This is a genomic window from Nocardioides sp. TF02-7, assembly GCF_022437945.1.
GTDB lineage: Bacteria > Actinomycetota > Actinomycetes > Propionibacteriales > Nocardioidaceae > Nocardioides.
On sequence record NZ_CP092535.1, the window covers coordinates 3,187,578 to 3,213,214 of the forward strand.

The 25,637-nt window shown below is 73.4% G+C and carries 32 protein-coding genes, 1 tRNA gene and 3 pseudogenes; 22 read left to right on the top strand and 14 right to left on the bottom strand.

Annotated elements, in window-relative coordinates; all coding sequences use genetic code 11:
• The first annotated feature begins 492 nt into the window (after positions 1 to 492).
• The 7 genes and pseudogenes from MF408_RS16340 to MF408_RS16370 all read left to right on the top strand — a co-directional run bounded on the left by MF408_RS16340 (position 493) and on the right by MF408_RS16370 (position 5,332).
• A complete protein-coding gene (locus tag MF408_RS16340; protein WP_240248581.1) occupies positions 493 to 1,455 on the top strand; it encodes a hypothetical protein in 963 nt (320 codons plus the stop codon).
• A 300-nt stretch (positions 1,456 to 1,755) separates the two neighbouring features.
• Entirely contained in the window at positions 1,756 to 2,064 is a 309-nt protein-coding gene (gene clpS / locus MF408_RS16345) for an ATP-dependent Clp protease adapter ClpS (protein WP_240248582.1), read from the top strand.
• Between the two features lie 20 nt (positions 2,065 to 2,084).
• A complete protein-coding gene (locus MF408_RS16350) occupies positions 2,085 to 2,678 on the top strand; it encodes a DUF2017 domain-containing protein (RefSeq protein ID WP_240248583.1) in 594 nt (197 codons plus the stop codon).
• A gap of 55 nt (positions 2,679 to 2,733) precedes the next feature.
• Positions 2,734 to 3,171, top strand: a complete 438-nt coding sequence (locus MF408_RS16355; protein ID WP_240248584.1) for a M67 family metallopeptidase — start codon at positions 2,734 to 2,736, stop codon at positions 3,169 to 3,171.
• A 30-nt stretch (positions 3,172 to 3,201) separates the two neighbouring features.
• A complete protein-coding gene (locus tag MF408_RS16360; protein ID WP_240248585.1) occupies positions 3,202 to 3,474 on the top strand; it encodes a MoaD/ThiS family protein in 273 nt (90 codons plus the stop codon).
• 13 nt (positions 3,475 to 3,487) lie between these two features.
• Positions 3,488 to 4,434: pseudogene (locus tag MF408_RS16365) on the top strand (pyridoxal-phosphate dependent enzyme).
• Positions 4,435 to 4,852: 418 nt separating this feature from the next.
• A complete protein-coding gene (locus MF408_RS16370) occupies positions 4,853 to 5,332 on the top strand; it encodes a DUF3152 domain-containing protein (protein WP_240248586.1) in 480 nt (159 codons plus the stop codon).
• Positions 5,333 to 5,351: 19 nt separating this feature from the next.
• Here MF408_RS16370 and MF408_RS16375 read toward each other — a convergent pair whose 3' ends face one another.
• Positions 5,352 to 6,437 (bottom strand): alkaline phosphatase family protein, encoded by a 1,086-nt coding sequence (locus tag MF408_RS16375; protein ID WP_240248587.1) that lies wholly within the window; start codon positions 6,435 to 6,437, stop codon positions 5,352 to 5,354.
• A gap of 77 nt (positions 6,438 to 6,514) precedes the next feature.
• Between MF408_RS16375 and MF408_RS16380 the strand changes: the two genes are divergently transcribed.
• Positions 6,515 to 7,300 carry an MBL fold metallo-hydrolase gene (locus MF408_RS16380; protein ID WP_240248588.1) on the top strand — a complete coding sequence of 262 codons (786 nt, stop codon included), beginning with the start codon at positions 6,515 to 6,517 and terminating at the stop codon, positions 7,298 to 7,300.
• A 14-nt stretch (positions 7,301 to 7,314) separates the two neighbouring features.
• Here the strand turns inward: MF408_RS16380 and MF408_RS16385 are convergent, their stop codons facing one another.
• The gene (locus MF408_RS16385; protein ID WP_275693200.1) at positions 7,315 to 7,968 is read right to left on the bottom strand and encodes a response regulator transcription factor; all 654 of its coding nucleotides are present in this window, start codon (positions 7,966 to 7,968) and stop codon (positions 7,315 to 7,317) included.
• Positions 7,965 to 9,182, bottom strand: a complete 1,218-nt coding sequence (locus tag MF408_RS16390) for a histidine kinase (RefSeq protein WP_240248589.1) — start codon at positions 9,180 to 9,182, stop codon at positions 7,965 to 7,967. The genes MF408_RS16385 and MF408_RS16390 overlap by 4 nt, the downstream gene beginning before the upstream one ends.
• A gap of 133 nt (positions 9,183 to 9,315) precedes the next feature.
• On the opposite strand from MF408_RS16390, the pseudogene MF408_RS26965 reads away from it, so the two are divergent.
• The 5 genes and pseudogenes from MF408_RS26965 to MF408_RS16410 all read left to right on the top strand — a co-directional run.
• Positions 9,316 to 9,510, top strand: a pseudogene (locus MF408_RS26965) (ATP-binding cassette domain-containing protein); the annotation flags it as partial.
• Between the two features lie 106 nt (positions 9,511 to 9,616).
• A complete protein-coding gene (locus tag MF408_RS26970; RefSeq protein ID WP_345893746.1) occupies positions 9,617 to 11,158 on the top strand; it encodes an ATP-binding cassette domain-containing protein in 1,542 nt (513 codons plus the stop codon).
• A 28-nt stretch (positions 11,159 to 11,186) separates the two neighbouring features.
• Positions 11,187 to 11,897: a ribonuclease PH gene (rph, locus tag MF408_RS16400; protein ID WP_240248590.1), complete on the top strand. Its 711-nt coding sequence runs from the start codon at positions 11,187 to 11,189 to the stop codon at positions 11,895 to 11,897.
• Positions 11,890 to 12,495 (top strand): RdgB/HAM1 family non-canonical purine NTP pyrophosphatase, encoded by a 606-nt coding sequence (gene rdgB / locus MF408_RS16405; RefSeq protein WP_240248591.1) that lies wholly within the window; start codon positions 11,890 to 11,892, stop codon positions 12,493 to 12,495. The genes rph and rdgB overlap by 8 nt, the downstream gene beginning before the upstream one ends.
• Before the next feature lie 16 nt (positions 12,496 to 12,511).
• The gene (locus MF408_RS16410) at positions 12,512 to 13,018 is read left to right on the top strand and encodes a GNAT family N-acetyltransferase (protein ID WP_240248592.1); all 507 of its coding nucleotides are present in this window, start codon (positions 12,512 to 12,514) and stop codon (positions 13,016 to 13,018) included.
• A gap of 2 nt (positions 13,019 to 13,020) precedes the next feature.
• Here MF408_RS16410 and MF408_RS16415 read toward each other — a convergent pair.
• The 3 genes from MF408_RS16415 to bcp form a co-directional block, all read right to left on the bottom strand.
• Positions 13,021 to 13,102 (bottom strand) — tRNA-Leu (locus MF408_RS16415).
• A 64-nt stretch (positions 13,103 to 13,166) separates the two neighbouring features.
• Positions 13,167 to 14,147 (bottom strand): hypothetical protein, encoded by a 981-nt coding sequence (locus MF408_RS16420; RefSeq protein ID WP_240248593.1) that lies wholly within the window; start codon positions 14,145 to 14,147, stop codon positions 13,167 to 13,169.
• A 300-nt stretch (positions 14,148 to 14,447) separates the two neighbouring features.
• Positions 14,448 to 14,933, bottom strand: coding sequence for a thioredoxin-dependent thiol peroxidase (gene bcp / locus MF408_RS16425; protein WP_240248594.1), 486 nt, complete (start codon positions 14,931 to 14,933; stop codon positions 14,448 to 14,450).
• A 174-nt stretch (positions 14,934 to 15,107) separates the two neighbouring features.
• Between bcp and MF408_RS16430 the strand changes: the two genes are divergently transcribed.
• The 5 genes and pseudogenes from MF408_RS16430 to MF408_RS25680 all read left to right on the top strand — a co-directional run bounded on the left by MF408_RS16430 (position 15,108) and on the right by MF408_RS25680 (position 18,191).
• The gene (locus MF408_RS16430; RefSeq protein ID WP_240248595.1) at positions 15,108 to 15,356 is read left to right on the top strand and encodes a DUF3618 domain-containing protein; all 249 of its coding nucleotides are present in this window, start codon (positions 15,108 to 15,110) and stop codon (positions 15,354 to 15,356) included.
• Positions 15,353 to 15,685 carry a co-chaperone GroES gene (locus MF408_RS16435; RefSeq protein ID WP_240248596.1) on the top strand — a complete coding sequence of 111 codons (333 nt, stop codon included), beginning with the start codon at positions 15,353 to 15,355 and terminating at the stop codon, positions 15,683 to 15,685. Before MF408_RS16430 ends, MF408_RS16435 begins: the two co-directional genes overlap by 4 nt.
• Positions 15,686 to 15,927: 242 nt before the next feature.
• Positions 15,928 to 16,767, top strand: a pseudogene (locus tag MF408_RS25670) (penicillin acylase family protein); the annotation flags it as partial.
• A gap of 127 nt (positions 16,768 to 16,894) precedes the next feature.
• Positions 16,895 to 17,956 carry a penicillin acylase family protein gene (locus tag MF408_RS25675; protein ID WP_275693488.1) on the top strand — a complete coding sequence of 354 codons (1,062 nt, stop codon included), beginning with the start codon at positions 16,895 to 16,897 and terminating at the stop codon, positions 17,954 to 17,956.
• Positions 17,850 to 18,191 (top strand): penicillin acylase family protein, encoded by a 342-nt coding sequence (locus MF408_RS25680; protein ID WP_275693201.1) that lies wholly within the window; start codon positions 17,850 to 17,852, stop codon positions 18,189 to 18,191. The genes MF408_RS25675 and MF408_RS25680 overlap by 107 nt, the downstream gene beginning before the upstream one ends.
• A gap of 43 nt (positions 18,192 to 18,234) precedes the next feature.
• Here MF408_RS25680 and MF408_RS16445 read toward each other — a convergent pair whose 3' ends face one another.
• The 3 genes from MF408_RS16445 to MF408_RS26975 are packed head-to-tail and all read right to left on the bottom strand — an operon-like array spanning position 18,235 to position 19,690.
• Positions 18,235 to 18,462, bottom strand: a complete 228-nt coding sequence (locus tag MF408_RS16445) for a hypothetical protein (protein ID WP_240248597.1) — start codon at positions 18,460 to 18,462, stop codon at positions 18,235 to 18,237.
• On the bottom strand, positions 18,459 to 19,352 hold the full coding sequence (locus tag MF408_RS16450) for an MFS transporter (RefSeq protein WP_345893747.1): 894 nt from the start codon (positions 19,350 to 19,352) through the stop codon (positions 18,459 to 18,461). Before MF408_RS16450 ends, MF408_RS16445 begins: the two co-directional genes overlap by 4 nt.
• Complete coding sequence (locus MF408_RS26975; RefSeq protein WP_345893748.1) at positions 19,352 to 19,690, bottom strand: MFS transporter; 339 nt, start codon at positions 19,688 to 19,690, stop codon at positions 19,352 to 19,354. The genes MF408_RS16450 and MF408_RS26975 overlap by 1 nt, the downstream gene beginning before the upstream one ends.
• 234 nt (positions 19,691 to 19,924) lie before the next feature.
• Here MF408_RS26975 and MF408_RS16455 point away from each other — a divergent pair, with 234 nt between their 5' ends.
• Positions 19,925 to 20,587, top strand: coding sequence for a crotonase/enoyl-CoA hydratase family protein (locus MF408_RS16455; protein WP_240248598.1), 663 nt, complete (start codon positions 19,925 to 19,927; stop codon positions 20,585 to 20,587).
• A 51-nt stretch (positions 20,588 to 20,638) separates the two neighbouring features.
• Here the strand turns inward: MF408_RS16455 and MF408_RS16460 are convergent, their stop codons facing one another.
• The 3 genes from MF408_RS16460 to MF408_RS16470 are packed head-to-tail and all read right to left on the bottom strand — an operon-like array spanning position 20,639 to position 21,536.
• Entirely contained in the window at positions 20,639 to 20,827 is a 189-nt protein-coding gene (locus MF408_RS16460) for a hypothetical protein (protein ID WP_240248599.1), read from the bottom strand.
• Positions 20,824 to 21,168 (bottom strand): SRPBCC domain-containing protein, encoded by a 345-nt coding sequence (locus MF408_RS16465; RefSeq protein WP_240248600.1) that lies wholly within the window; start codon positions 21,166 to 21,168, stop codon positions 20,824 to 20,826. Before MF408_RS16465 ends, MF408_RS16460 begins: the two co-directional genes overlap by 4 nt.
• Complete coding sequence (locus MF408_RS16470; RefSeq protein ID WP_240248601.1) at positions 21,165 to 21,536, bottom strand: metalloregulator ArsR/SmtB family transcription factor; 372 nt, start codon at positions 21,534 to 21,536, stop codon at positions 21,165 to 21,167. Before MF408_RS16470 ends, MF408_RS16465 begins: the two co-directional genes overlap by 4 nt.
• A gap of 169 nt (positions 21,537 to 21,705) precedes the next feature.
• Between MF408_RS16470 and MF408_RS16475 the strand changes: the two genes are divergently transcribed.
• The 3 genes from MF408_RS16475 (at position 21,706) to MF408_RS16485 (ending at position 23,573) form a co-directional block, all read left to right on the top strand.
• Positions 21,706 to 22,347 carry a hypothetical protein gene (locus MF408_RS16475; protein ID WP_240248602.1) on the top strand — a complete coding sequence of 214 codons (642 nt, stop codon included), beginning with the start codon at positions 21,706 to 21,708 and terminating at the stop codon, positions 22,345 to 22,347.
• Positions 22,344 to 22,607 carry a WYL domain-containing protein gene (locus tag MF408_RS16480; RefSeq protein ID WP_240248603.1) on the top strand — a complete coding sequence of 88 codons (264 nt, stop codon included), beginning with the start codon at positions 22,344 to 22,346 and terminating at the stop codon, positions 22,605 to 22,607. The genes MF408_RS16475 and MF408_RS16480 overlap by 4 nt, the downstream gene beginning before the upstream one ends.
• A 573-nt stretch (positions 22,608 to 23,180) precedes the next feature.
• Positions 23,181 to 23,573 (top strand): hypothetical protein, encoded by a 393-nt coding sequence (locus MF408_RS16485; protein ID WP_240248604.1) that lies wholly within the window; start codon positions 23,181 to 23,183, stop codon positions 23,571 to 23,573.
• A 422-nt stretch (positions 23,574 to 23,995) separates the two neighbouring features.
• Here MF408_RS16485 and MF408_RS16490 read toward each other — a convergent pair whose 3' ends face one another.
• Positions 23,996 to 24,766, bottom strand: a complete 771-nt coding sequence (locus MF408_RS16490; protein ID WP_240248605.1) for a hypothetical protein — start codon at positions 24,764 to 24,766, stop codon at positions 23,996 to 23,998.
• Positions 24,759 to 25,469, bottom strand: a complete 711-nt coding sequence (locus MF408_RS16495; protein ID WP_240248606.1) for a TIGR04338 family metallohydrolase — start codon at positions 25,467 to 25,469, stop codon at positions 24,759 to 24,761. The genes MF408_RS16490 and MF408_RS16495 overlap by 8 nt, the downstream gene beginning before the upstream one ends.
• Positions 25,470 to 25,637 lie beyond the last annotated feature (168 nt).

Below are 25,637 nucleotides of genomic sequence, written 5' to 3' on the forward strand. Positions count from 1 at the left end.
CGACGCGTTCGCGTGCGTGATCTCCAGCTCGCGCGCCACCTCGGCCGCGCTCATGGCCGAACCCGTCAGCAGCGAGAGGATCCGCAGCCGCAGGGGGGTGGGCCGTCGCCCGCAGCGACGTGATCCGCTCGTCGGCCATCGACCTGCCCCTTCGTCGTACGGGGCCCGCTCCGCGACGACCCTCCAACACCTGTTGGGGAGTGAACCATGCGCCCATCGCCACTGTCAAACACTCCTTTGACAGTGCCGACCCGGCTCATCTCCGCACGCAGAACGGCCCGACCCGGCGCATCTCCGCACGCAGAACGGCCCGACCCGGCTCATCTCCGCATGCTGCACGGCCCGACCCGGCTCATCTCGGCAGATCGCCACGGCCGACCCGGCGCATCTCCGCACGTCGAGGTGCTGCACCGAGACGCCGATCCACGCTCGTATCCACAGGCAGCAGAGCACGCTGTGGCGCCGATCCGCGTCGCGTGGCGCCATTCCGGCATGGACAAGACCAAGCTCATCGGGGAGCCCCGCCTGCCGGCCTGGTTCCCCTTGCCGATCGACCGACCGTTCACCTACAAGATGGCCCAAGCAGAGGGCATCGGTGAACGAGACCTCCGGTGGCTCGTCCAGCAGGGCTTCCTCCGGAGACCCATCAAGAGCGTCTACGTCGCCGCCGACATCCCCGACTCGCTCGGGTTGCGGGTCGCCTGCCTCAAGCTCGTCGTGCCGGACGACGCCGTCGTCGTCGACCGTCACGCGGGGTGGTTGCACGGCGCGGAGATGGTGCTCGCTCCCAACGAGCACCTCGACCTCGCGCCGGTGCGGACCTTCCTCCCACCCGGCAGGCGGCTCCGCAACCCGCTCACCGACAGCGGCGAGCGCACGCTGCGTGTCGAGGACGTCACCGAGATCGACGGTCTCCCCGTGACGACGCCGATCCGCACCGCCTGGGACCTCGGCCGCAACCGATGGGTCGAGCCGGCGCTGTCCGGCATCGACCAGATGCTCCGGCTCGGCGTGTTCAGCAAGGAGGAGCTGATCGACGGCGTGGCGAGGTTCCGGGGCATGCGCTGGGTGACGGTGCTGCGGGTCGTGGTCGTCATCGCCGACGGACGCGCCGAGTCGCCGCCCGAGTCGGTGCTGCGGCTGCGCTGGATCCAGGTGCACCTGCCCACGCCCGTGCCGCAGATCGAGGTGTGGGACGGTCCCGACTTCCTCGCGCGTCTCGACCTCGGCAACGAGGAGCTGCGGTTTGCGGCCGAGTACGACGGCGTCGAGTGGCACTCCAGCCCGGAGCAGCTCGACCACGACCGCCGCCGTCGCCGGATCGTGGAGGAGCGGGGTGGCTGGCTGGTCCAGCCGTTCGTGAAGGAGCACCTCTACGGCCGCAACACCGACGCGGAGCGGCTCCTGCGAGAGGGAGCGGCCGAGGCGCGGCGGCGGCTGGGCCGGCGGCGTTGACCGTGCCGGAATGAGCCGGGTCGGCCCGTTCTGCGTGCGGAGATGAGCCGGGTCGGGCCGTTGTGCGTGCGGAGATGAGCCGGGTCGGGCCGTTGTGCGTGCGGAGATGAGCCGGGTCGGGCCGTTGTGCGTGCCGGAATGAGCCGGGTCGGCCCGTTCTGCGTGCGGAGATGGGCCGGGTCGGGCGGTTCTGCGTGCGGAGATGGGCCGGGTCGGGCGGTTCTGCGTGCGGAGACGGGCCGGGTCGGGCCGTTGCGGGTGCGGAGATGAGCCGGGTCGGCGCTGTGCCACCATGGGGGCGTGACGACCGCGAGCCCTGTCGAGGTGGATCCGGGAGTCGAAGAGGACCTCACCCCGGACGAGATCACGCTGGCCGACACGCCCTGGGTGACGGTCGTGTGGAACGACCCCGTCAACCTGATGTCCTACGTGACCTACGTGTTCCAGAAGTACTTCGGTTACTCGAGGAAGAAGGCGGAGAAGCTGATGCTCGAGGTGCACCGCGACGGCAAGTCGGTGGTGAGCAGCGGCTCGCGCGAGGAGATGGAGCGCGACGTCCAGGCGATGCACGAGTACGGCCTGTGGGCCACGCTCCAGAAGTCCGAGTGAGGGCCGGAGGCCACTGACCGATGGCGGGATTCGTCCGGCACCGCCGGAGCAAGCGCATCATCGCGACCCTCTCGGGGTTCGAGGCCGACCTCCTGCGTTCGCTCGCCGGCCAGCTGATCGAGCTGCTGCGCGACGAGGAGGGGACGCCGGTCGACCACGCCGGCGCGAGCGACCCGCTGGCGGCGCTCTTCGACGACGCGTTCAGCGGACCCACGCGGGCCCCCGAGGACCCCGTCCTCGCCCGCCTGCTCCCCAGCGCCTACCGCGACGACGACGAGGCGTCGGCGGAGTTCCGAAGGTTCACCGAGACCACCCTCCGCGACGGCAAGGCCCGCGCAGCTGCGGCGGTCGTCGGTGCGCTGGAGGAGGCCGGGCTGCCGACCGAGCCGAGCGACGAGCTGACCATCGACGTCGAGCTGGAGCCGCCGGCTGCCGAGCTCTGGCTGCGCTCGCTCACCGACCTCCGGCTCGCGCTCGGCACCCGGCTCGGCGTGGAGGAGGACGACGAGGACCGGTGGGCGTCGCTCCCCGACGACGACCCGCGGGCGCAGGCGCACCACATCTACGAGTGGCTCGGCTACCTGCAGGAGACGCTCGTCGCGGCCCTGTCCTAGTCCGACCCCCCGGGAGGGTTCCGGTCCGCCTCTCGCCAACGCCTACCCTGGACCGGTGCTGACCATCGACCAGGCGACGTACGACGCGATCGTCGCCCACGCCAAGCGTGACCACCCCGTCGAGGCGTGCGGCCTGGTGGCGGGACCCGTCGGCAGCGACCGGCCCGAGCGGCTCGTCGAGATGGTGAACGCCGCCGGCAGCCCGACGTTCTACGAGTACGACTCCACCGACCTGCTCGCGCTCTACAAGGAGATGGACCAGCGCGACGAGGAGCCGGTGGTGATCTACCACTCCCACACCGCCACCGAGGCCTACCCGAGCGTCACCGACGTCGACCTCGCCAGCGAGCCGGGCGCCCACTACGTGCTCGTCAGCACCCGCGACCACGGGAATAACGACGGCCCGGTGGAGTTCAGGTCCTACAGGATCGTCGACGGCCAGGTGACCGAGGAAGAGGTCCGGGTCGTCCCCACGCTGGCTCCCGCCGGCTGACCACACGCACACGAGGAGACAACGCACGCCATGGCCATCGAGGTCCGCATCCCGACCATCCTGCGCACCTACACCGGGGGCGAGAAGTCCGTCACCGGCGAGGGCGCGAGCCTGAGCGCGCTCATCGACTCCCTCGAGGCCGACCACCCCGGCATCAAGGAGCGCCTCATCGACGACGGCGACCTCCGCCGGTTCGTGAACATCTACGTCAACGACGAGGACGTCCGGTTCCTCGGCGGTCTCGAGGCCCCGCTCAGCGACGGCGACCAGGTCGTCGTGCTGCCGGCCGTCGCCGGCGGCTGAGCCCGGACCTCCGGTGCGCTACGACAACCTCCTCGCCTCCGTCGGCGGCACGCCGCTGGTGGGACTGCCCCGGCTGTCGCCGAGCCCCGAGGTGCGGCTGTGGGCCAAGCTCGAGGACCGCAACCCGACCGGCTCGATCAAGGACCGGCCGGCGCTGAAGATGGTCGAGCAGGCGGAGAAGGCGGGCGTCCTGCGTCCCGGCTGCACGATCCTCGAGCCGACCTCCGGCAACACCGGCATCTCGCTGGCGATGGCCGCCAAGCTCAGGGCTACCGCGCGGTGTTCGTCATGCCGGAGAACACCTCCGAGGAGCGCCGCCAGCTGCTGCGGATGTGGGGTGCGGAGATCTACTCCAGCCCCGCGGCCGGCGGCTCCAACGAGGCCGTCCGCGTGGCCAAGCAGATGGCGGCCGAGCACCCCGACTGGGTGATGCTCTACCAGTACGGCAACGAGGCCAACGCGCTCGCGCACGAGGAGGGCACCGGCCCGGAGATCCTGGCCGACCTCCCGTCGATCACCCATTTCGTCGCCGGGCTCGGCACCACCGGCACGCTGATGGGCGTCGGCCGGTTCTTCCGCAGCGCCAAGCCCGAGGTGCGGATCGTCGCCGCCGAGCCGCGGTACGGCGAGCTGGTCTACGGGCTGCGCAACCTCGACGAGGGGTTCGTGCCCGAGCTCTACGACGCCGGCCTGATCGACAGCCGGTTCTCGGTCGGCCCGCGCGACGCCGTACGGCGGGTGCGGGAGCTGCTCGAGCTGGAGGGAATCTTCGCCGGCATCTCGACCGGGGCGATCCTGCACGCGGCGCTGGGCCAGGCCGCGAAGGCGGTCAAGGCCGGTGAGCCGGCCGACATCGCGTTCGTGGTCGCCGACGGCGGGTGGAAGTACCTCTCGACCGGCGCCTACGAGGGCACCGTCGACGAGGCCGAGGACCGGCTCGAGGGCCAGCTCTGGGCGTGACCCGGCTGGCAGGCTCGCCTGGCAGGCTGGGGCGCATGACCCGCACCGCTCCGCGGCTGGCCGTCCTGCCCGCGCTCGTCGCGTTCCTCGCCTGCCTCGCCGCCCTCGTCCAGCCGGTCGCGGCTGCGGAGGAGCCCGAGCCGCTGACCGTCGTCCGGGAGCCCTCGGTGACCGGCACGCCCCCGCTTCGGCCGCACCCTGGAGGCGGACCCGGGTCGCTGGCGACCCGCGCCGACCCGGGTGCGGTTCCAGTGGCTGCGCGACGGCCGGCCGCTCCGCGACGCCGACCGCCGGCGCTACGAGATCCGGCCCGCCGACGTCGGGCACCGGCTGGCGGTCGTGGTCACCGTCCGGGCGCCCGGCCACGCCGAGACCTCCCGTCGCGCCGGCGCCGGCGTCGTGAAAGCACCGGGTCGGCGTGCGTCGCACCGTCCGCTACAGCGTCCGCGCCAAGGGGCCGGTGTCGGCGAGCATGCGCGTGTTCCGGCGGCTCGCCCAGGAGACGTACGACGACCCGCGCGGCTGGCGCGCGAAGGGCGTGCGGTTCGTGCAGGTCGAGCGTGGCGGCCGGTTCACGTTGTGGCTGTCGGTCGCGCGGCTGGTGCCGTCGTTCTCCTCCGGCTGCAGCGCGCAGTGGTCGTGCCGCGTCGGTCGGGACGTGATCATCAACCAGACCCGGTGGCGCGGCGCGTCACCGGCCTGGAACGCGGCCGGGCGGTCGCGCCGCAACTACCGGCACATGGTCGTCAACCACGAGACCGGCCACTGGCTGGGCTACGGGCACGCGTCATGCCCGCGCCGCGGCGCCCTGGCGCCGGTGATGATGCAGCAGTCGAAGGGCACCGCCGGTTGCCGGCTCAACCCGTGGCCCACGGCGCGGGAGCTGCGCCGCGGGTGACGGTCGCCGCCCGCGACCGCTAGCGCCAGCGCAGCCGCTGGTGCTTGTTCCACCTGCTGCCGGGCACCGGGCCGAGGCCGAGCAGGTCGGTCGCGACGTTGGCCAGGTCGCCGTTGCGCACCGGCTGCGTGCCACCGAAGCCGGGCCGGCCGCGGCCGGGGTCGGCGTACGCCGGGTTCATCCGGTAGAGGTCGCCGCGACGGACGCCGCGGCCCCAGAGCACGAACGGCACCCGGTGGTTGGCCCGGCGCAGCGGGTCGTCGTGGTGGTGCTCGCCCGCGGCGCCGCCGTGGTCGGCGGTGAGCACGACCACCAGGTCGGCCAGGCGCCGGTCGCTGCCGGCTCCGCGGAGGAGCGAGCCGAGCAGCCGGTCCATGCGGGTGACCGCGCGCAGGTAGGGCCGGCTCAGCCAGCCGTGCTCGTGGCCGGTCTCGTCGAGCAGGCCGAGGTGGACGAACGTGAACGACCGGTCGCGGCGCAGCAGGTCGCGGCGGGCCGCCCGGACGACGGCGCGGTCGTCGTCCTGGCGGACGACGACCCGGTCGATGTCGTGCGTCCACGAGCGCTCGAGGAGCGTCAGCTTCTCCTCGGTGGCGAAGAGGGCGGTGCGTCCGGTCGCGTCGTGGACGACGCTGAACACCGAGGCCGTCGGGCGGCCCGCCGCTCGCTGCACGGTGGCGTCGGGGCGGTGGCCGTTCCAGTCGACCCCGTGGCCGCCGGCGTCGGCGTCGATCCGGCGGCCGGTGACCATGCTGGTGTGGTTGGGGAGGGTGACCGTCAGCTCGACCTGTGTGCGGGCGTTGCGGGTGGCGGCGCCCTGCCGCAGCAGCCGGTGCAGCACCGGCGTCCGCGCGCGACCGAGGCGGGCGAGGGCCTGCACGTTGAACCCGTCGAGCGAGACCGCGAGCACCTGCCGTCCGTTCACCCGCTCGGCGGGGGAGCCCGGGGGCGGGTCGGCCAGCCGGTCCGGTGCGGCGCTGACGGCGCCGACCGGGGCGACCCGGGCGACCGGGCGGACCGGCGACAGCAGAGCGACCACCAGCACCGCGACCACGCCGAGGCGGGCGGGCCGGAGCCGCGGGCGGGTGGTGCGTGGGGTGGCCACGACCCGACGGTACCGGCGTGCGTGACCTCCATCGCGAATCGGTCACCTCGGGCGGGCGAGCGCCTACCCTGGTGGCCGTGACCGACCAGCGGGGGACGAAGGCGTTCCGGATGACGGTCGTCGGCTGCTCCGGCTCGTTCCCGGGGCCGGAGTCGCCGGCGAGCTGCTACCTCGTCCAGGCGGAGGCCGAGGGCCGCACCTGGAGCATCGTCGTCGACCTCGGCAACGGGGCGCTCGGCGCCCTGCAGCGGTACGTCGACCTGCTTGCGGTGGACGCGGTGCTGCTCAGCCACCTGCACACCGACCACTGCCTCGACATGTCGAGCTACCAGGTCTTCCGCAAGTGGCACCCGTCGGGACGGGCACCGGCGCTGCCGGTGTGGGGACCCGCGGGAACCGGCACCCGCCTCCACCGCGCCTACGACATGCCGACCCTGCCCGGCCAGGAGGACGAGTTCCTGGTCCGCGAGTACGACGGCCCGTTCGAGGTCGGTCCGTTCCGCATCCGGCCGGTGCCGGTCGACCACCCCGTGCCGGCGTACGGGCTGCGGATCGAGGTCGACGACCACGTCCTCGCCTACACCGGCGACACCGGCCCGACCCCGGTGCTGCTCGACCTCGCCGCCGACGCCGACCTGCTGCTGTCGGAGGCGTCGTTCCGCGCGACCGACGACAACCCGCCCGGCATCCACCTCACCGGCGCCGAGGCCGGTGAGACCGCCGTCAAGGCCGGCGCCAAGCGGCTGGTGCTCACCCACGTGCCGCCGTGGCACGACCCGCAGGTGATGCTCGCCGAGGCGGTCGCGGTCTACGACGGCCCCACCGAGCTCGCCGCCTGCGGCACCGTCTACCCCATCGGTTGAGGAGGCACTTCCGCTCAACTCGCGTCGTGGACGCAGATGGCGATCTGGACGCGGTTGGTGGCGTCGAGCTTCTCGAACAACCGGGAGACGTGCGCCTTCACGGTCGGCACGGAGAGGTGCAGCTCGGCGGCGATGTCGGCGTTGGAGAGGCCGCGGCCGACCGCGTGGGCGACCTCCAGCTCGCGCTGGGTGAGCCGGGCCAGCCGGTCGCGGGCCCGGGTCGCCCGGTCGTCGGCGGAGCCGGTGCGGACCTGGTCGATGAGGGTGCGGGTGACCGACGGCGACAGCATCGGGTCGCCCTCGGCGACCTTGCGGATCGCGGCGACGATCTCGGCCGGTGGGGTGTCCTTCAGGAGGAACCCGTCGGCGCCGGCGGCTAGGGCGCCGACGACGTGGTCGTCGGCGTCGAAGGTGGTGAGCACGATCACCCGGGGCGGGTGTGGCCGGGCGTGCAGCTCGCGGGTGGCGGCCAGGCCGTCGAGGCGGGGCATCCGGATGTCCATGAGCACGACGTCGGGGCGCAGGTCCTGGACGAGTGCGACGCCCTGCCGCCCGTCGGCCGCCTCGCCAACGACGGCGAGGTCGGGCTGGCCGCCGAGCATCAGCGACAGCGCCGAGCGGACCAGCGGGTCGTCGTCGACGATCGCGACCCGGATCTGCTCGGTCACCGACCGACCTCCTTCGCGGTCACCACGACGGGCGCCTCCTCGCCGCAGTCCCACGGTAGCCACGCCCGGACGACGAACGCCGGCGGCCCTCCGACCGGCTGCTCCACGCCGTGCGTGAGCCGGCCGCCCCGCAGCTGGGCACGCTCGGCGAGGCCCACGAGCCCGAGCCCGGCCCCCGGCGTGCGGGTCGGGCCGAAGCCGAGCGCGTTGCACAGGACGACCTCGACGCCGTCGGTGGGGGAGCCGTCGATGCGCACCCGCAGGGTCGCCGCCGGCGCGTGCTTCGCCGCGTTGGTGATGCCCTCCTGCACGATCCGGAAGATCGTCCGCCCGACCACGTCCGGCAGCGACGGCTCCCGCGGCAGCTGGTCGTCGTAGTCGATCGCAGCCCCGGCGGCCCGCGCATCCTCGACCAGCGCCGGGACGTCGGCGTACGTCGGCTGCGGTCCGGTGAGCGGTCCACCGCCCTCCTCGTCGCGGAGCACGCCGAGGACGACGCGCAGGTCGGTGAGGGCCTCGTGCGCCTTCTCCTGGATGACGGCGAGGCTGGAGCGCATCTGGTCGGCGGACAGGTCGTCGCGGAACGTCAGGGCACCGGCGTGAAGCGAGATCTGGGAGATCCGGTGCGCGAGCACGTCGTGCATCTCCCGCGCGATCCGCGCCCGTTCGTTGGAGCGGACCTGCGCCGCCCGGAGGTCCCGCTCCGCCTCGGCGGTCTCGGCCCGCTGCCGCAGCGTCCAGATCAGCTCGCGGCGGGAGCCGATGAACATGCCCCACGCGATCGCCGCCGCGGTGAAGGTCACGGCGAAGACCACGGTCAGCCAGAACGGGTCGGTGTCGGCGTTGGGCTGCACCTCGTAGTAGGCCCAGTTCATGACGAGCGCGAGCAGGCCGATCGTGATCACCTGCCACCAGTTGCGGCGGGTGGCGAGGGAGATCGTCGCGAGGATGATCGCGCCGGCGCCGAACGAGGTGAACGGCGTCAGCAACCCGGTGACGACCGCGATCGTCATCGGCCACCGCCGCCGCCACCACACCAGCGCTAGGCAGACCAGCCCGAGCGTGAAGTCGAGGACGAAGAGCAGTTCGTGGTCCTCGGCCTGCGCCTCGATCACGGGCAGCCACACCAGACCGCCGATCAGCACGCACAGCGCGTACCGCCACAGGTGGCTGTACCACCGCAGCGGCGGCTGGTAGTCCGGCGTCTCGCTCATGCTCCCCCGAGCGTAGGGCGTCGCGGGTCGCTGGCGGCAGCGACGGCGGGTGCTCGTCGTCCCCTACTTTGGTCGGTGCCGCCGTGGACCCCCGGCCGATGCGGCGGCCGTGGCGATCGGGCAGGCTGACGCCATGATCACGGTCGATCGACTCACCAAGACCTACGGCGGGTTCACCGCCGTGGACGACGTCAGCTTCGTCTGCCAGCCCGGGCGGGTCACCGGGTTCCTCGGCCCCAACGGTGCCGGCAAGTCGACGACGATGCGGGTGATGGTCGGCCTCACGCCGCCGACCCGCGGTCGGGTGACGATCGGCGGGCTCGACTACCACGAGATCCCCAACCCGGGCCGCCACGTCGGCGTCCTGCTGGACGCGTCGGCGCAGCACGCGGGCCGGACCGGACGGGGAGATCCTGACCCTCGGCGCGCAGACCATGGGCCTGCCGAAGTCGCGGGTCGACGAGATGATCGCCCTGGTCGGCCTGACCGAGGCCGAGGCGAAGCGCCGGATGAAGAACTACTCCCTCGGCATGAAGCAGCGGCTCGGCATCGCCCACGCACTGCTCGGCGACCCGTCGGTGCTAATCCTCGACGAGCCGGCCAACGGCCTCGACCCGGCGGGCATCCGGTGGATGCGCAGCCTCCTGAAGTCGTACGCCGACCGCGGCGGCACCGTGCTGCTCTCCAGCCACCTGCTGCACGAGGTCGAGCAGATCGCCGACGAGATGATCCTCATCGGCCACGGGCGGATCGTCGCCCGGGGTGACAAGCAGACGCTGCTGGCCAATGCCGGCGGGGGAGCGATCACGCTGGTCACCTCGCTCGACAACGAGTCGCTGGCGGCCGAGCTCGAGAACGCCGGCCACGAGGCCGAGCCGGCCGGCACCGGCCTGCGGGTGCAGGCGTCGACCGAGCAGGTCGGCCGGGCGGCGCTCGCCGCGGGTGTCGTCCTCACCGACCTGCGTTCTGGGGGCGCAGGCCTGGAGGACATCTTCCTCGAGCTCACGTCCGGCACGGCCCGCGAGGCCGTGCCGGGCGCGCCGATCGACCACGGCCAGCACCTGCCACCGGTGCCGAACATGCCCCCGGTCGACTCGCCCACCCAGTCCCACGGAGGTTCCCCCCCGATGAGCACCACGACGACTCCCGTGCCGACGCTCGACGTCTCGGGCACGCCGCGGACGCCGTTCCTCCGCCTGGTCAAGGTCGAGTGGCGCAAGATGCTCGACACGCGGGCAGGGCGGTGGCTCCTCGGGATCACCGCCGGCCTGGTGCTGTTCGCCATGGCGATCGTGCTGCTGGTGACGAGCACGAGCGCGTCGGCCCTGTCCCAGCGCGCGTGGTTCGAGGAGGTGCTGCTCCTCCCGCTGTCGCTCCTCGTCCCCGTCATCGCCATCATGGCGGTCACGAGCGAGTGGAGCCAGCGCACGGCCATGGTGACCTTCGCGTTGGAGCCGCACCGGTCGCGGGTCGTGCTCGCCAAGCTGGTGGTGGTGATGGGCATCGCGGTGGCGGCGTTGGCCACGGGCTACGTGCTGAGCCTGGTCGGCACGGTCGCCGGTGCGGCGATCGACGGGACGGACCCCGTCTGGAACCTGGAGGTCGACTACCTCGCCTGGATCGTGGCCCTGCAGCTGCTGGCGTACGTCTCCGCGTTCGGTCTGTCGATGCTCGTGCTGAGCACACCGGCGGCGATCGCGGTCGTCTACGTCGTCCAGCTCGTGCTGCCGATCATGGTCTACCTGCCGCTGGTCTTCGTCTTCGACTGGGCTGCCACCCTCATCCCGTGGATCGACATGACCCACGCCTCCGCGCCGTTGTTCCAGACCGACGGCGGGGAGTCGATCGAGATGACCGGCGAGGCCGTGGACGTCGGCATCTACCACGTCGCGCGGTTCGGGTTCTCGATCCTGCTGTGGGTGGTCGCGCCGCTCGCGCTCGGCGCCGCCCGCATCCTCCGGGCCGAGCTCAAGTAGCGGGGCGCGGCCGCTAGGCTCGCGCACCATGAGCACCCGCGAGGACGGCCGCGCCGACGACGAGCTGCGCCCGGTGACGATCACCCGCAACTGGCTCGACCACCCGGCGGGCTCGGTGCTCGTCGAGTTCGGCCGGACCCGCGTGCTCTGCGCCGCGTCCGCCTCCGAGGGCGTGCCGCGCTGGCGCAAGGGGAGCGGTCTGGGCTGGGTGACGGCGGAGTACGCGATGCTGCCCGCGTCGACCAACACCCGCTCCGACCGGGAGTCCGTGAAGGGCCGGATCGGCGGCCGCACCCACGAGATCAGCCGGCTGATCGGCCGGTCGCTGCGGGCGGTGATCGACTACGGGAAGCTCGGCGAGAACACCATCCAGCTCGACTGCGACGTCCTGCAGGCCGACGGCGGCACCCGCACGGCCGCGATCACCGGCGCGTACGTCGCCCTCGCCGACGCCTGCGCCACCCTCGGCGTCACCGGTGCCCTCACCGGGTCGGTCGCCGCTGTCAGCGTCGGGATCATCGACGGCGTCCCGCGGCTCGACCTGCCCTACGTCGAGGACGTCCGCGCCGACACCGACATGAACGTCGTCATGACCGGTGCGGGCAAGTACGTCGAGGTGCAGGGCACCGCGGAGGCCGCGGCGTTCGACCGGGCCGAGCTCGACGCCCTGCTGTCGCTGGCCGAGAAGGGCTGCGCCGACCTCACCCGCCTCCAGCAGGAGGCGCTGGCCGGTGCCTGACGTCCTGGTCGCGTCGCGCAACCCCAAGAAGCTCGAGGAGATGCGGCGGATCCTCGTCGACCACCTCGACGCGGTGCGGGTCGTCGGGCTCGACGACGTGGCACCCTTCGACGAGCCGGTGGAGGACCAGCCCACGTTCGAGGGCAACGCGCTGCTGAAGGCACGGGCCGGCGTGGCCGCGACGGGGCTGCCGACGATCGCCGACGACTCCGGCCTGTGCGTCGACGCGCTCAACGGCATGCCCGGCGTGCTCTCGGCCCGCTGGTCGGGCCGCCCGAAGTCCGACGAGCGCAACAACCAGCTGCTGCTCGACCAGCTGCTCGACGTCCCCGACGACCGTCGCACCGCCCACTTCGTGTGCGCGGTGGCGCTGGTCCTCCCCGACGGCACCGAGCGGGTCGTGGAGGGCCGGATGGACGGCCGTGTCGTCCGCGAGGTCCGGGGGAGCGGCGGCTTCGGCTACGACGTGGTGTTCGAGGCCGACGACCGCCCGGGCGTGACGACGGCCGAGCTGTCGGTCGCCGACAAGGACGCGATCTCCCACCGCGGCAAGGCGCTGCGGCAGGTCGCCCCGATCGTGGCCGACCTGCTCGGCTGAACCGGCCGGTGCCGTCGTGACCGCGCGCGTCCGCCCCGCGGAGCCGGCCGACCTGCCACGGCTGGCGGTCGTGGAGGGCGCGGCCGACGGGCTCTTCGCCGAGCTCTTCGGCGACCCCGGCTGGGACCCGCCGACGTCGGGCGAGGCCCGGGCCGCCGAGCCCGGGTTCTTGCTCGTGGCCGAGGCGGACGGCGTGGTCGTCGGGTTCGCGCACGTGCTCGACCTCGCGGGGCACGCCCACCTCGAGCAGCTCGCCGTCCACCCCGAGCACAGCCGTCGCGGCCACGGCACCGCACTCGTCCGGGCGGCCCTGGCCGAGGCGCGCCGCCGCGGCCACGACGAGCTCACGCTCTCGACGTACGCCGACGTCCCGTGGAACGCGCCGTACTACCGGCGGCTCGGCTTCCGGGAGCTCCACGAGCTCCCGCCGCACCTCGAGCGGGTCCGCGAGCACGAGCGCGCGATCGGGCTGGAGAGGCACGGGCGGCGGGTGCTCATGGCGGCGCCGACGGCGATCGGCTGAGGTGCCGGAGGCGGGAGTCGAACCCGCACGCCCTGGAGCACAGGAACCTAAATCCTGCGTGTCTACCTGTTCCACCACTCCGGCCGGAGCGGTCAGAGTCTAGGGCTCGCGGGGTGGCCGCTGCAGAGGCCGCCGACCCGAACGAGCCTCACTCCCAGACCCAGGTCTCCAGCGTGTCGTGGAAGATCTGCTCGAACTCGTCGTCGCCCTGCCGGAAGGTGCCGGTGATCGAGTACTGGTTGTCGCCGTGGACGACGAGGTAGGCGACCTGCCGGACCTCGAAGCTGTTGGGGTTGGTCCACTCGAGCTCGATGCCGACGGCGGGGAGGTCGCCGATGGTGGTGTCGGGGAGGTCGGTCGGTGTGGCGCCGGTCGACTGGGAGATGACCGCCTTCCACTGGTCCCTCAGCTCGGCGGGGTCGTCCTGGCCGTAGGACGACGACGTCTCGACGAGGATGTTGCCGCGGGCGGAGTTGATCGCGTCGCCGGGCGCGGCGATGGTGTCGATCGTGCCGGTGGAGTCCGGGGTGGAGTCGGTGACGTCGCGCCACTCCTCGCTGGGGAGCTGGTAGCTGTAGCCGGTGCCGCGGAGGGTGTCGGCGCCCGCCTCGGTCGTCGGCGACGTGGGGGTGTCGGTCGTCGGCGACGTGGTGTCGGTCGTCTCGCCCTCGGACGACGCGGCGGTGGTGGGGTCGTCGTCCGGGTCGTCGTCGCCGCTCGACAGGGCGACGACGGTGACGATGCCGAGGACGATGAGTACGACGGCCGCGGCCGCGAGGCCGACGATCAGGCCGGTGCGGGACTTCTTCTGCTGCGGCGGCTGCCACGGCGGGGTGCCCCATCCCGGCTGCTGGCCCGGCTGCTGCTGCCAGCCGGCGGGGTGCCCCCGCCCCCCGGGACGGCGGTCGGCTGCTGCGGCGACTGGTGCACCGGCGAGGGCGGCGACTGGTGCACCGGTGCGGGCGGGGACTGCTCCGGGCGGTGCGCGGTCGGCGGCGGGCCGGGAGGCGGGGTCGGCCGCTCGGCGGTGGGGCCCGGGGTCCCGGCGGTGGTGGCGTCGGGCCGGAGCCGGGTCGCGAGCTGCACGGGCACCCGCCCGAGCGCGTAGCCGAGCACCGCGCAGGCCCACTGGGAGCCGCTCACGTCGGCGCTGCCGCGGTCGCGCGAGAGCCGCTGGCCGGCGCTCTCGACGGCGTCCTCGACGCGGGCCCCGCTGTCGAGCATCGTGAGCAGGCCCTGGAGCGCGCCGAGCCGCACGGCGTCGGTCAGCAGGTTGATGGTGCCGGTCGACGCGGCTCCCTCGTCGAGGTAGTCGTCGAGCGCTCCGCGGAACGCGTCGGCATCGGTGAACAGCGCCTGCCCGTGGTCGCGCGCCAGCTGGGCGAGGCTCTCGTGCAGCTCCATGGAGTTCCCTTCGCTCGGACCGGCCTCAGGCCAGTCCGAGGTCCTTCTTCAGCTTCGCCACGTGACCTGTGGCCTTCACGTTGTACTGCGCGAGCTCGATCTTCCCGTTCTCGCCGACGACGAACGTCGACCGGATGACGCCTTCGACGATCTTGCCGTAGAGCTTCTTCTCGCCGTAGGCACCGTAGGCCTCGTGCGCGCTCAGCTGCGGGTCCGACAACAACGGGATCGTGAGCCCGTCGCGCTCGCGGAACTTCGCCAGCTTGGACGGCGCGTCCTTCGACACGCCGAGCACCGTGTAGCCCGAGCCCTGCAGCGAGTCGAGGGAGTCGGTGAAGTCGCACGCCTGCTTGGTGCAGCCCGGCGTCATCGCGGCGGGGTAGAAGTAGACGATCACCTTGCGCTGCTGCTCCTCGAGGAGCGCGTAGAGGTTCACCTCCTGGCCGGTGTCGTCGGCGAGGGTGAAGTCGGGGGCCGGGTCACCGACGGAGAGGCGGTGCGGTTCGGTCACGGGTTCTCCTGACACGATCGGGTCGCTGCACGCCGCGTGCAGCGCGGTGGTCCGTCGTACCCCATTCAACCGTGACGGCGGCGAGCCCCGGCAGGTGGTCGACGGATCCGCCCGGCCGGTCGGCGGCCGCGGTCCGCGGGCGCTCGTTTGCGACGGCATTGGTAGCCTGCCACGGTGAGCAACCAGCCCTCCGACATCGAGCGCGAGATCGAGGAGACGCGCGAGCGTCTCGCCGGCACGATCGACCAGCTCCTCTACCGCTCGCACCCCAAGACGATCATCGGCCGCGAGGTCGCCCAGGTGAAGGCGTACTACGTCGACCCCACCACCGGCGAGCCGCGCACCGACAACATCCTCAAGACCGTCGGTGGGGTCGTCGGCGTGGTGGCGTTCTTCGTCGTCCTGCGCAAGCTGGCCCGATGAACGACGGGTCGGCCAAGACCCCGATCAAGATGCTCCACGACCGCATCCTCTGCGAGTCGGACGCAGAGGCGGGGGAGCGGCGCTCCGCGGGTGGCATCGTGATCCCGGCGACCGCCGCGATGGGCGCGCGCCGGCTGGTGTGGTCGAAGGTCGTCGCCGTCGGCCCGCACGCCCGAGCCGTCGAGTCCGGCGACCGGGTGCTCTACGACCCGCAGGACAAGGCCGAGGTGGAGGTCTCGGGCGAGCTGTACGTCGTCATGCGCGAGCGCGACGTGCACGCCGTCGCCGCGGGGCGGCTCGCCGACGAGGCGGCCGGGCTCTACCTGTAGGTCACGGACCGCGGGCGACCGCCGTAACGCCCCGTGACGGAACGCGTTACAGGCGTGTGAGACGACGCCGCCTCCTGCTCCCGACCGCCGCTCTCCTCCTGGCCGCCACCGCGCTGGCGCAGCCCGGCCAGCCCGCCCGGGCCGGGGCCACCACGCCGGACGCGGCCCCGCAGCAGGCGGCCGCGCGGGCACCGCGCTACGACGCCACCGTGCGGGTCACGAAGCACGGCATCCCGCACGTGGTGGCCGACGACTGGGGTTCGCTGGGCTACGGCAGCGGCTACTCGGTCGCGGCCTCCTCGATCTGCAACCTGGCCGACATCCTGATGACCGGGCGCGGTGAGCGGTCGCGCCACCTCGGCCCGGACGGCCGCTACACCGACGGCGTGACGCCCGGCGCCACGAACCTGCAGATGGACGCGTTCGTCACCGACCTGCGCGACCGCAAGGTCGTCGAGGCGCTGCTGCGGTCGAAGGCCGGTCCGAGCAAGCGCGCGAAGCAGATGGTGCGCGGCTACGTCGCAGGGATCAACCGCTGGCTGCGCGACAACGACGTGACCGACCCGGCGTGCCGGGACGCGGCCTGGGTGCGGGCGGACGCGACGCCGCTCGACGTCTGGTACGGCGTCTACCTTGCCAACCTGATCGGCTCATCCGGGCAGTTCGTCACCGAGATCGTCGAGGCCGACCCGCCGACCCTCGACGACCCGGGGCTGCCGGACCTCGGGATCGACCTGCCGCTCCCACGGACCAAGGCCGAGGTCGCGGAGTACGCGAAGCACGTCGACCGCGAGGCGCTGCTGGAGTCGCTCGGCCACGACACCGACTTCGGCTCCAACGCCACCGCGATCGGCCGCGCCAAGAGCTCCACCCGCCGCGGCCTCCTGCTCGGCAACCCGCACTTCCCGTGGCTGGGCCGCTACAAGTTCACCCAGCAGCACCTCACCATCCCCGGCAAGTACGACGTCGCCGGCGCGTCGCTCATCGGCTCGCCGGTCGTCAACATCGGCTGGAACAAGCAGGTGGCATGGAGCCACACGGTGTCGACGGCCTACCGGTTCACGCCCTACGAGTTCCTCACACCGGCACCGGGGACGGCGTACCTCACCGTCGACGGGCTCGTGAAGCAGGCCGAGCGGCGGGGTCGTGGAGGTGGAGGTGCGGCGGCGCGACGGCTCCGTCGAGACGGTGGAGGAGGATCTCTACCGGGTGCCGGGCGTCGGCTACGTCATCGACAGCCCGTCGCAGTTCATGGGCTGGATGCCGACCAGCTTCTGGGCGATCCGCGACGCCAACGGCGAGCACCTGCGCACCATCGACACGTTCCTGTCGATGGGCCGGGCGCGCGACGTCCGCGACCTGTTGCGCCGCCAGGACGCCGGCGGCGGGATGCCCTGGGTCAACACCACCGCCGCCGACCGCAGGGGCGACGTGCTCTACGCCGACCACAGCGTGGTGCCGCACGTCACCGACCAGATGGCGGCCCGGTGCCTGACCGTGATCGGGCTGCTCATCAAGCAGGTCGCCGGGCTTCCCGGCCTCAACGGCTCGCTCGGCAACCTCTGCCGCTGGGGCGCCGACGCCGACGCCCAGCGGCCCGGCATCCTCGGTCCGAAGCGGCTGCCGGCGGTCGTGCGGCGCGACTGGGTGATGAACGCCAACGACTCCTACTGGACGCCCAACGACCGGGTGCGGCTCGAGGGCTACCCCTCGATCATCGGCTGCGAACGCTGCACCCGGACGATGCGGACCCGGATGGTGGCGCAGTACGTCGTCGACCGGCTGCGGCGCGGCCGGGAGACGCCCCGGACCCTCCGGTCCCACCAGCACGCCAACCGGGTGCGGGCCGCGGAGGTGATGCGGGAGGGCGGCCGGCTCGACGAGGTCTGCCGCCGGACCGGTGAGACAGAGGCGTGCGCGGTGCTGGCGGCGTGGGACGGGCGCTCCGACGCCACCTCGGTGGGCACGCACCTCTTCGAGGAGTTCGTGAAGCGGGCGCCCACGGGGACGAACCTCTGGTCGGTGCCGTTCGAGGCCAAGGACCCCTTCCGCACGCCGCGGGGACTGAAGGCGTCGGCCGTGGTCGTGAACGCGATGAAGGCCGCCATCCAGCACGTGCGCGACGCGGGCGTGCCGTTCGACGCGCCCTGGGGGGACGCTCCAGGTGGCCGGCGACCGCGGCGCGCCGTCGTACCCGATCGGCGGTGGCGACGGCGACCTCGCCGGCAACGCCAACGCCGTCGCCTCGCGCGGACCGGCAGGCAACACTGACCGTTACAAGCCGGTCAGCTACGGCTCCTCCCACATCCAGGCGGTCTCCTACCTGCGCAACGGCAGGGTGGACGCACGGACGATCCTCACCTACGGGCAGTACGAGGACCCGGCCTCGCCGTGGTCGTCGGACCAGACCCGGCTGTTCTCGCGCGAGAAGTGGGTGCGGTTCCCCTGGACCGGGCCGCAGATCCGGCGCGACCTCGTGCGGCGGGTCGTGCTGCGCGGCCGGTAGACCGGGCGGTAGGAGGGGCGGTACGACGCGGCGGGTGCCGGTGTCAGCGACCGCGCACGTCCGCCGGGGCGGCGGCGACGTAGCCGAGCTCGGCGTTGTCGGCGTCGGCGAGCCGGCCGCCGGTGTCCTGGGTGTGCAGGTTCGGGACCGCCAGGCCGGCGATGCCTGCGCACAGCAGGGCGACGGCCAGCACGGCGAACCCGATGGTGTAGCCCTGCTCGACCGGCAGTCCGGCGGCACCGGTGCGGGCGGTGATGATGCCGGCCATCACGGCGGAGCCGGGAGCGAGCCGCCGATGGTGCGGATGTTGGCGTTCATGCCGCTGGCGACGCCGGTCTGCGAGGGCGGGACGGCGGAGACGACGACACCCGCGAGGCTGGCGAACACCAACCCGGATCCGAACCCCTGCAGCGTGGTGGCGGCGTAGAGCTGCCAGGTGGTGTCGTGCCAGATCGCGATCGAGGCGAAGGCGGCGGAGTTGAGGAGGGCACCGGTGACGATGACGGCGCGGGCGCCGAAGCGCCGCACCAGTCCGGCGGTCACGAACCCGACGAGGAAGCTCATCACCGCCGACGGCAGCAGCAGCCACCCGGACTCGCTGATCGACGCGTCGAACCCGTAGCCCGCCTCGGACGGCGTCTGGAGGAACTGGGGGAGGAAGCCGAACGACGCGAACATCCCGAAGCCGACGAACGCGGCGACCGCGTTGGCCGACCACATCCCGCGACGGCGCATCATCCGCATGTCGATCATCGGCACCGGCACCCGCTGCTCGACCACCACCCAGGCGACCGCCAGCACGACCGCGACCGCGAGCAGCGTGCCCACGCGGCCGCTCGTCCAGCCCCACTCGTTGCCCTGGCTGAGGGCGAGCAGGAGCGTGGCCAGCCAGCCGGCGAGCAGCACGGCGGGCAGCAGCGGCAGCCGGCCGGGCGTGCGCACCGGCGACTCCGGGACGAACAGCACGGTGGCGATCGCCGCCGCGACGGTGGCGACGAGGGGGACCCAGAACAGCCCGTGGTAGCCGAAGACGTCGACGATGGGGCCGGCGAGCACGATGCCGAAGCCGAACCCGACCGCCGCCAGCGAGGCCAGCACGCTGAGCGCGGTGTGCATCCGTGCGCCGAACTCGTCGCGGACGATCCCGAACGCGAGCGGCATCACCCGCCGCCGGCGCCCTGCACCACGCGGGCGACGATCAGCCAGCCGATGCTCGGGGCGAGCGCCGCCATCAGCGAGCCCACCGACAGCGCGACGAGGGTCACCGCGAGCATCCGGGTCTTCCCGACGACGTCGCCGACCCGGCCGAGGAGTGGCGTGGCGATCGACGCGCTCAGCAGGTAGCCGGTCAGCACCCAGGTCACCGTCGCCTGGTCCGTCTCGTACTCCCGCTCGATGGTCGAGAGCACCGGGACGATCAGCGACTGCAGGAGGGTGAACGAGCAGATCGACACCGCGAGCACGGCGAACGTGACCGCGTTGCGGCTCCGACTCAGCATGCGTTCCTCTCCGGGCATCCGTTTGGTTGTGGACGGCAACCAAGCGACGTGTGAGTTTATGCCCAGGCCGGACCGGTCCCCGCATCACCGACCCGCTGGTCCGGCTCGCCTCTACCCCTCGCCCCATGCCTGTGCACGTGGACCACCGCGGACCGGTGACGATCGTCACGCTCGACCGGCCGGAGAAGCGCAACGCCGTCGACGCCGAGCACGCCGCGGCGCTGCGCGCGGCGTTTGAGGGAGTTCGACGCCGACGACGCGGCGTCGGTCGCGGTCCTCCACGGCGCCGGCGGGGTCTTCTGCGCGGGCGCCGACCTGGCCGCGGTCGCGGACGGCGCCTTCGACCTGGTCGCGCCCGGCGAGGGGCCGGCGCCGATGGGGCCGACCCGGCTGCTCCTGTCGAAGCCGGTGGTCGCCGCGGTGGAGGGGTACGCCGTCGCCGGCGGTCTCGAGCTGGCCCTCTGGGCCGACCTCCGGGTCGTCGACCCCGGGGCGTCGTTCGGGGTGTTCTGCCGGCGCTGGGGCGTGCCGCTCATCGACGGCGGCACGGTGCGGCTGCCGCGGCTGGTCGGCCGGTCGCACGCGCTCGACCTGGTCCTCACCGGTCGGGAGGTCGGTGCCGAGGAGGCGCTGCGGATGGGCCTGGCCAACCGGGTCAGCGCCGCCGGCGCCGCCCTCGACGAGGCAGTGACCCTCGCGGAGCAGCTGGCGGCGCTGCCGCAGACCTGCCTCCGCGAGGACCGGCTCGCGGTCTACGAGCAGGAGGGCCTGCAGCTCGACGCCGCGCTCGCCGTCGAGTGGCGGCACGGCATGCGGTCGCTCCGCGACGGCGGACCGGGCGGGACCGCCGGCGCCGCCCGGTTCGTCGCGGGCGCCGGCCGGCACGGCGCCGGCTGAGTCCCGGTCGCCGGTGCCCAGCGGCGGTGCCGGGGCACCGGCGACCGGGCCTCAGCCGGCGGCGAACAGGTCGCGGTAGTAGGGCGCCTGGGCGGGGTAGTAGTCGTCGAACCGGACGGTCGCCGGGTCGGCTCCGCCCTCGACGGCGACCAGCCGGTCGAGGTAGTACTCCCACCCGGGGCCCATGCTCTCGCCGAGCGCGAGGAGGGGCAGGCTCTGCGCGAACACCAGGGTCGTCACGCCGCCGGTCTCGGAGAGGTCGACGTGGATGTGCCAGTCGAGACGCGACCCGTCCTCGGCAGGCATCGTGCTCCGACCGCCAGCCGCCGCGGCGGCGTGCACTCGTCGATGCCGAACACCTCCGGGGCCGCGTCGTCGCCCTCGAAGAGCACCTGCACGGTCACCTGTCCGGAGGCCGGGTCGCCCTCCCACGTCGCGAACCAGCGGGCGAGCCGGTCGGGCTCGGTCACCGCCGCCCACACGTCCTCGACGGGGGCGTGGAACGTGCGGGTGAGCACCACCCACTCGCGGCCGTCGCGGACCTCACGGCGCCCGCCGGGCACCTGCTGCTGCGTCGTCATCCTGTCTCCTCCTCGGGCTGGATCGTCGCGGACCCGCGATGGCTCGTACGCCGGTCGCGCCCGGTGCGCCGGACCTCCAGGTCGAGCCCGTCGAGCACCCGCTCCGGGACCGCGGCCGCGGGGGCGAGCTCGTCCAGCAGGGCGCGCACCGGCGTCAGGCCGGCGCGCTCCAGGCGGTAGTGGCGCTCCCGCCCGCGGTCGTCGGCGCTCACCAGGCCCGCGTCGGCCAGCACCCGGAGGTGCTTGCTGATCGCCGGCCGGCTGATCGCGTGCTCCGCGGCGAGGTCGACCACCCGCACCGGCCCGTCCGCCAGCCGGCGGAGCAGGTCGCGTCGGGTCGGGTCGCCGAGCGCCACGAAGGGATCCACCTGACATTGGTAACCGGATGGTTACCAAAAGTCAACCCTGGTCCACCCGCGCCCCGCCTGGGCGGCGACGTAAGGTCTGCACGACGGCGGTCCGGGCCGCCGGCCGACCAGACGAGCGCACGGAGGGGGAGCGTGACGAAGCGACCGGGGGCGCGACCAACGCGGGCCGATGGAGCGGCTGGTCAAGATCGCCGCCACCCTCGCGGCCCGCGGGCCGGTCGGGGAGACCGGGCCCCGGCTCGCGGAGATCGCCGGGTTCGAGGGGAGCGCCGCCGCCGACCAGCTCGCGCGCGACATCCGCTCGCTCAACGCGCAGGGCTGGCAGATCGACAACATCGCCGAGCCCGGCGACGTCGCGCGCTACCGGATGCGCACCGTCGACAACCGGCTGCGCCTGCGGCTCACCCCCTCCCCAGCAACGGGCGTTGCAGCGTGCGGTGCTGCTGGCCGACCGCGACGACCTCGTGGAGCGCCTCGGGCTCGAGGGCGACCCGACCGTGCGCGACGACCTCGACGGCGTCGACGCCGGCCTGCCGACCACCGACCGCGACCCGAGCCTGGGCGTCGTGCTCCGGGCGGTGCGGCTCGGCTGCCTGGTGCGGTTCGGCTACAAGGGCACCGCGCGGGTCGTGCACCCGGAGTCGGTGCGGACCCAGAACGGCACCTGGTACCTGCGGGGCCGCGAGGACGGCGACGCCGAGGAGCGCGTGAAGTCCTTCGTGGTGGCGCGGATGAGCGACGTCACCGCCGACGACCCCGGGACCGCCCGGCGGGGTGGCCCCCGCCCGGCACCCGGGGCTGCACCCGATGACCTGGGAGATCGACCCGCCCGTCGACGTGACGCTGCGGACCACGACCGACTTCGAGCCCGACGTACGCCGCTGGCTGGGGCCACCGGCGGCCGTGGAGCCGGCGGGCGAGGACGTCGTGCTCCGCTACCGGGTCACCCACCGGGCCGCGCTTCGCGCCCGGCTCTACGAGCTCGGCCGGCGGGTCGTGCTCGTCGGGCCGGAGGACGTCCGTCGCGAGCTCGTCGCCGAGCTCGAGGAGCGCCGGGGAGGAGCGTCGTGACGCCGCCGAGGTACGCCCAGCGGGTCGCCCGGCTGCCGCGGGTCTTCGAGCTCCTCGCCGCCCCCACCCCCGCGGGGGTGCCGCTGGCGCGGCTGGCCGACGAGATCGGCGTCGACGCCGCGGAGCTGCGGGAGGACCTGCTCGCGTTCTTCAGTGCCGACCTGCTCGGCGGCGACCCGATGCTCGGCCTCTGGCGACCGCCCGTGCTCGACTTCCTCGGGCCCGAGGGCGACGACGTCGACCCCAACGAGGCCGAGGTGGTGCGGATCTCCAGCGACCGGCCGACCGAGGAGCTCGGGGTGGAGTACGTCGACGCCGCCGAGCTCGCCATGGTCTACGCCGCCGCCCTCGCGCTCTACGACATCGAGCCGGACGAGGACCTCGAGGGCGCGATCGACGTGCTGACCGAGACGATGGTGGGCGCGCCCGCCGGCCAGCCCCCGAGGTCGCGGCCTGGAACCGGCCGCTCAAGCCGCTCCAGGAGGCGGCGAAGCGGCGGCACGCCGTGCGGATCGTTACTCGCGCTCGTGGGACCACGGCGTCTCCACCCGGGTCGTCCACCCCTACCGCCTGGTGCAGACCCGCCGCGGCTGGGAGCTCGACGCCGGTCCGCCCGACTCCGGCGGCAACCTGCGGACGTTCCCTGCTGTCCAACATCCGCGAGGTCGAGCGGCTCGAGGACACCTTCGAGCCGCCCGCGGACCTCGCGACGCTGCTCGACGCGCAGCGCGCGACCACCCGGGTCGAGGTGGTGCTGCCGCACGCCGGCCGGTGGGCGGCCGACAGTACGCCGAGCGGGTGGCCGTCCTGGAGGCCGACGAGGAGAGCGTCAAGCTCGCCCTCGACCTCCTCCCCCCCCTCGAGCGCCGCGTCGGCATGCTCCTCCTCGCCGCCGGCCCCGACGCCTTCGTCGTCGACCCGCCCGAGCTCGACGTCGCCGGTGTCGAGCTCGCCAGGAGCTGCTGATCCACCACACGGTGCACCGCTGACGGAAGGGCTGGGCCGCCGGGGGACGTCATGCGTCCCGTGGGCGATCGCCCACGGGACGTATGACGTCCGCCGGTCCTCCGTCCCCGCTGCTCCGCGCCCCGGTCCTCCGTCCTCCTCGCCCGCCCCGGCTAACGTCGAGCGGGTGACCGCGCCACCGGAGCTCGACCCCCGCGACCACCGTCCGTGCGTTCTTCGCCGCGCTGGAGGACCGGGCGGTGGGGGAGGCGTGGAAGCTGGCCGACGACCGGATCAGTGTGGCGCAACACCTCGCTCCCGACGGTGCGGGGCCGGATGGTGCGCCGGGTCCTGTCGGGTCTCAATCGCGACCGGCTGGGGTTTCGCGCCGACTTCCACCACGTGGCGGCGGAGGGGGACGTGGTGCTGACCCAGCGCACCGACTACCTCAGGCTCGGGCCGCTCGAGATCGACTTCTGGGTGTTCGGCACCTTCCGCGTCGTCGACGGGCGGATCGTCCTCTGGCACGACCACTTCAGCTGGGGGCAGCGTCGCCCGCGGCATGGTGAAGGGCCTGTTCCGGATGGGCCGCGCCCGCTGAGCCGCGTCACCCCGCCTCGTCGAGGGCCTTCTCGTCGGACAGGCGGGGCACGCTCGGCGGCGTGGACCCCGGCGGTCGCCGCCGTGGGGGCCGCGTTGACCGACGAGCGGCGGTCGGCGGTCCAGGTGCCGCGGACGTTGTTGCGGCGCAGCGCCTCGGCGAAGAAGTCGTGCACCTCCAGCTCCTTCTGCCGCAGGGCGAGCGCGGTCTCGGTGGACCCGGGCCCGGCCGGGTCGGCGCCGGCACCCGCCTCGGTGAGCGCCGCCTGCCGCGCCTCGTCGAGCCGCTCCCCGACCCGCCAGGCGTAGGCCTCGTAGAACGCCAGCCGGGCGGTGATCGTGGCGACCGGCTTGTCGACGTACCGCCGGCGGCGGGCGTCCCACACCGTCTTGGTGTCGCGGGCACCGGCGCTGAGGTAGTGCTCGCAGTCGGCGACCATCTGCACCAGCAGCGACTCGTAGAGCGCCTTCGTGACCGCGATGTCGGACGGGAACCCGTGCAGGTTGACGCCGGTCGAGTCGTGGTTGATGGTGCATCGCACGTCGTTGGCGTGGGCCACGTTGAGCAGCAGCCGCACGTAGCGCGCCAGCCCCCGCCGGCCCGGCTCACCCACCCGGTAGTGCTCGGCGACCGGCTGCTCCCGGCCCTCCTCCTTGGCGGAGTGGGCGCGGGCGACCGCCAGGGCGACCGAGTGCCGGGTCGCCAGCGACTGCGCCTTGGCGAGGAACGCCGCCCGCTCGTGCTCGTTGCTCGCACGCTCGGCCTGGCGGGAGCAGCTTGGCGAGCCGGGCGAGGGTGCCGTCGTCGACGGTGTGGGCGACCGCCTCCAGCCCCTGAGCGGCGTAGGCCACGTGCAGCAGCTGCGCTGTCACCGGCGACCCGACGTCCTCCAGCAGCCGCAGGAACGTCGCCCGCCACCGGGGCCCGTGGTCGCCCTCGCCGGAGAGGTGGTGGGTGAGCTCGTGGAGCACCACTGTGGCGCGCAGCGCCCACTGCCCGCCGACCTCGAACGGCGGCAGCGCGATCGTGCGGGCGACGGGGTCGTACGTCGCCATCCGGGCGCCCGCCCGCGGGCGCACGGTGACCGCCTCGTGCTCGCGGCCGCCGTAGTCGCGCTCCTCCGAGCGCAGCAGGGCCAGGACCTTGTCGACGTAGGCCTGCGCGGCCGTTGGCTCGGTGAACCGCAGGTCCGGCCCGGGCTGGTAGGTCTCGCCGTCGACCGTCACCGACGGGCGGTCGGGCGTGGTCGAGTCGAGCCAGGCGGCGAGCTGGTCCTCGGCGGCGTAGACGGCGGCCTTGTCGGGGTCGGCGGTCATGGGATCCTTCCGGGTGGTGTCGAGGACGAGTCTGCCCCGAGCCTCCGACACGCGCGGACCGACGTGCCGAGCCCTGTGGAGGACGGCTGCCGACCCGGCCCTCCTGGCCGATCACCCCCTCGCACGGTGAGATGTGCCGGACCGCCCCGACCACAGCAGTGGTAGACA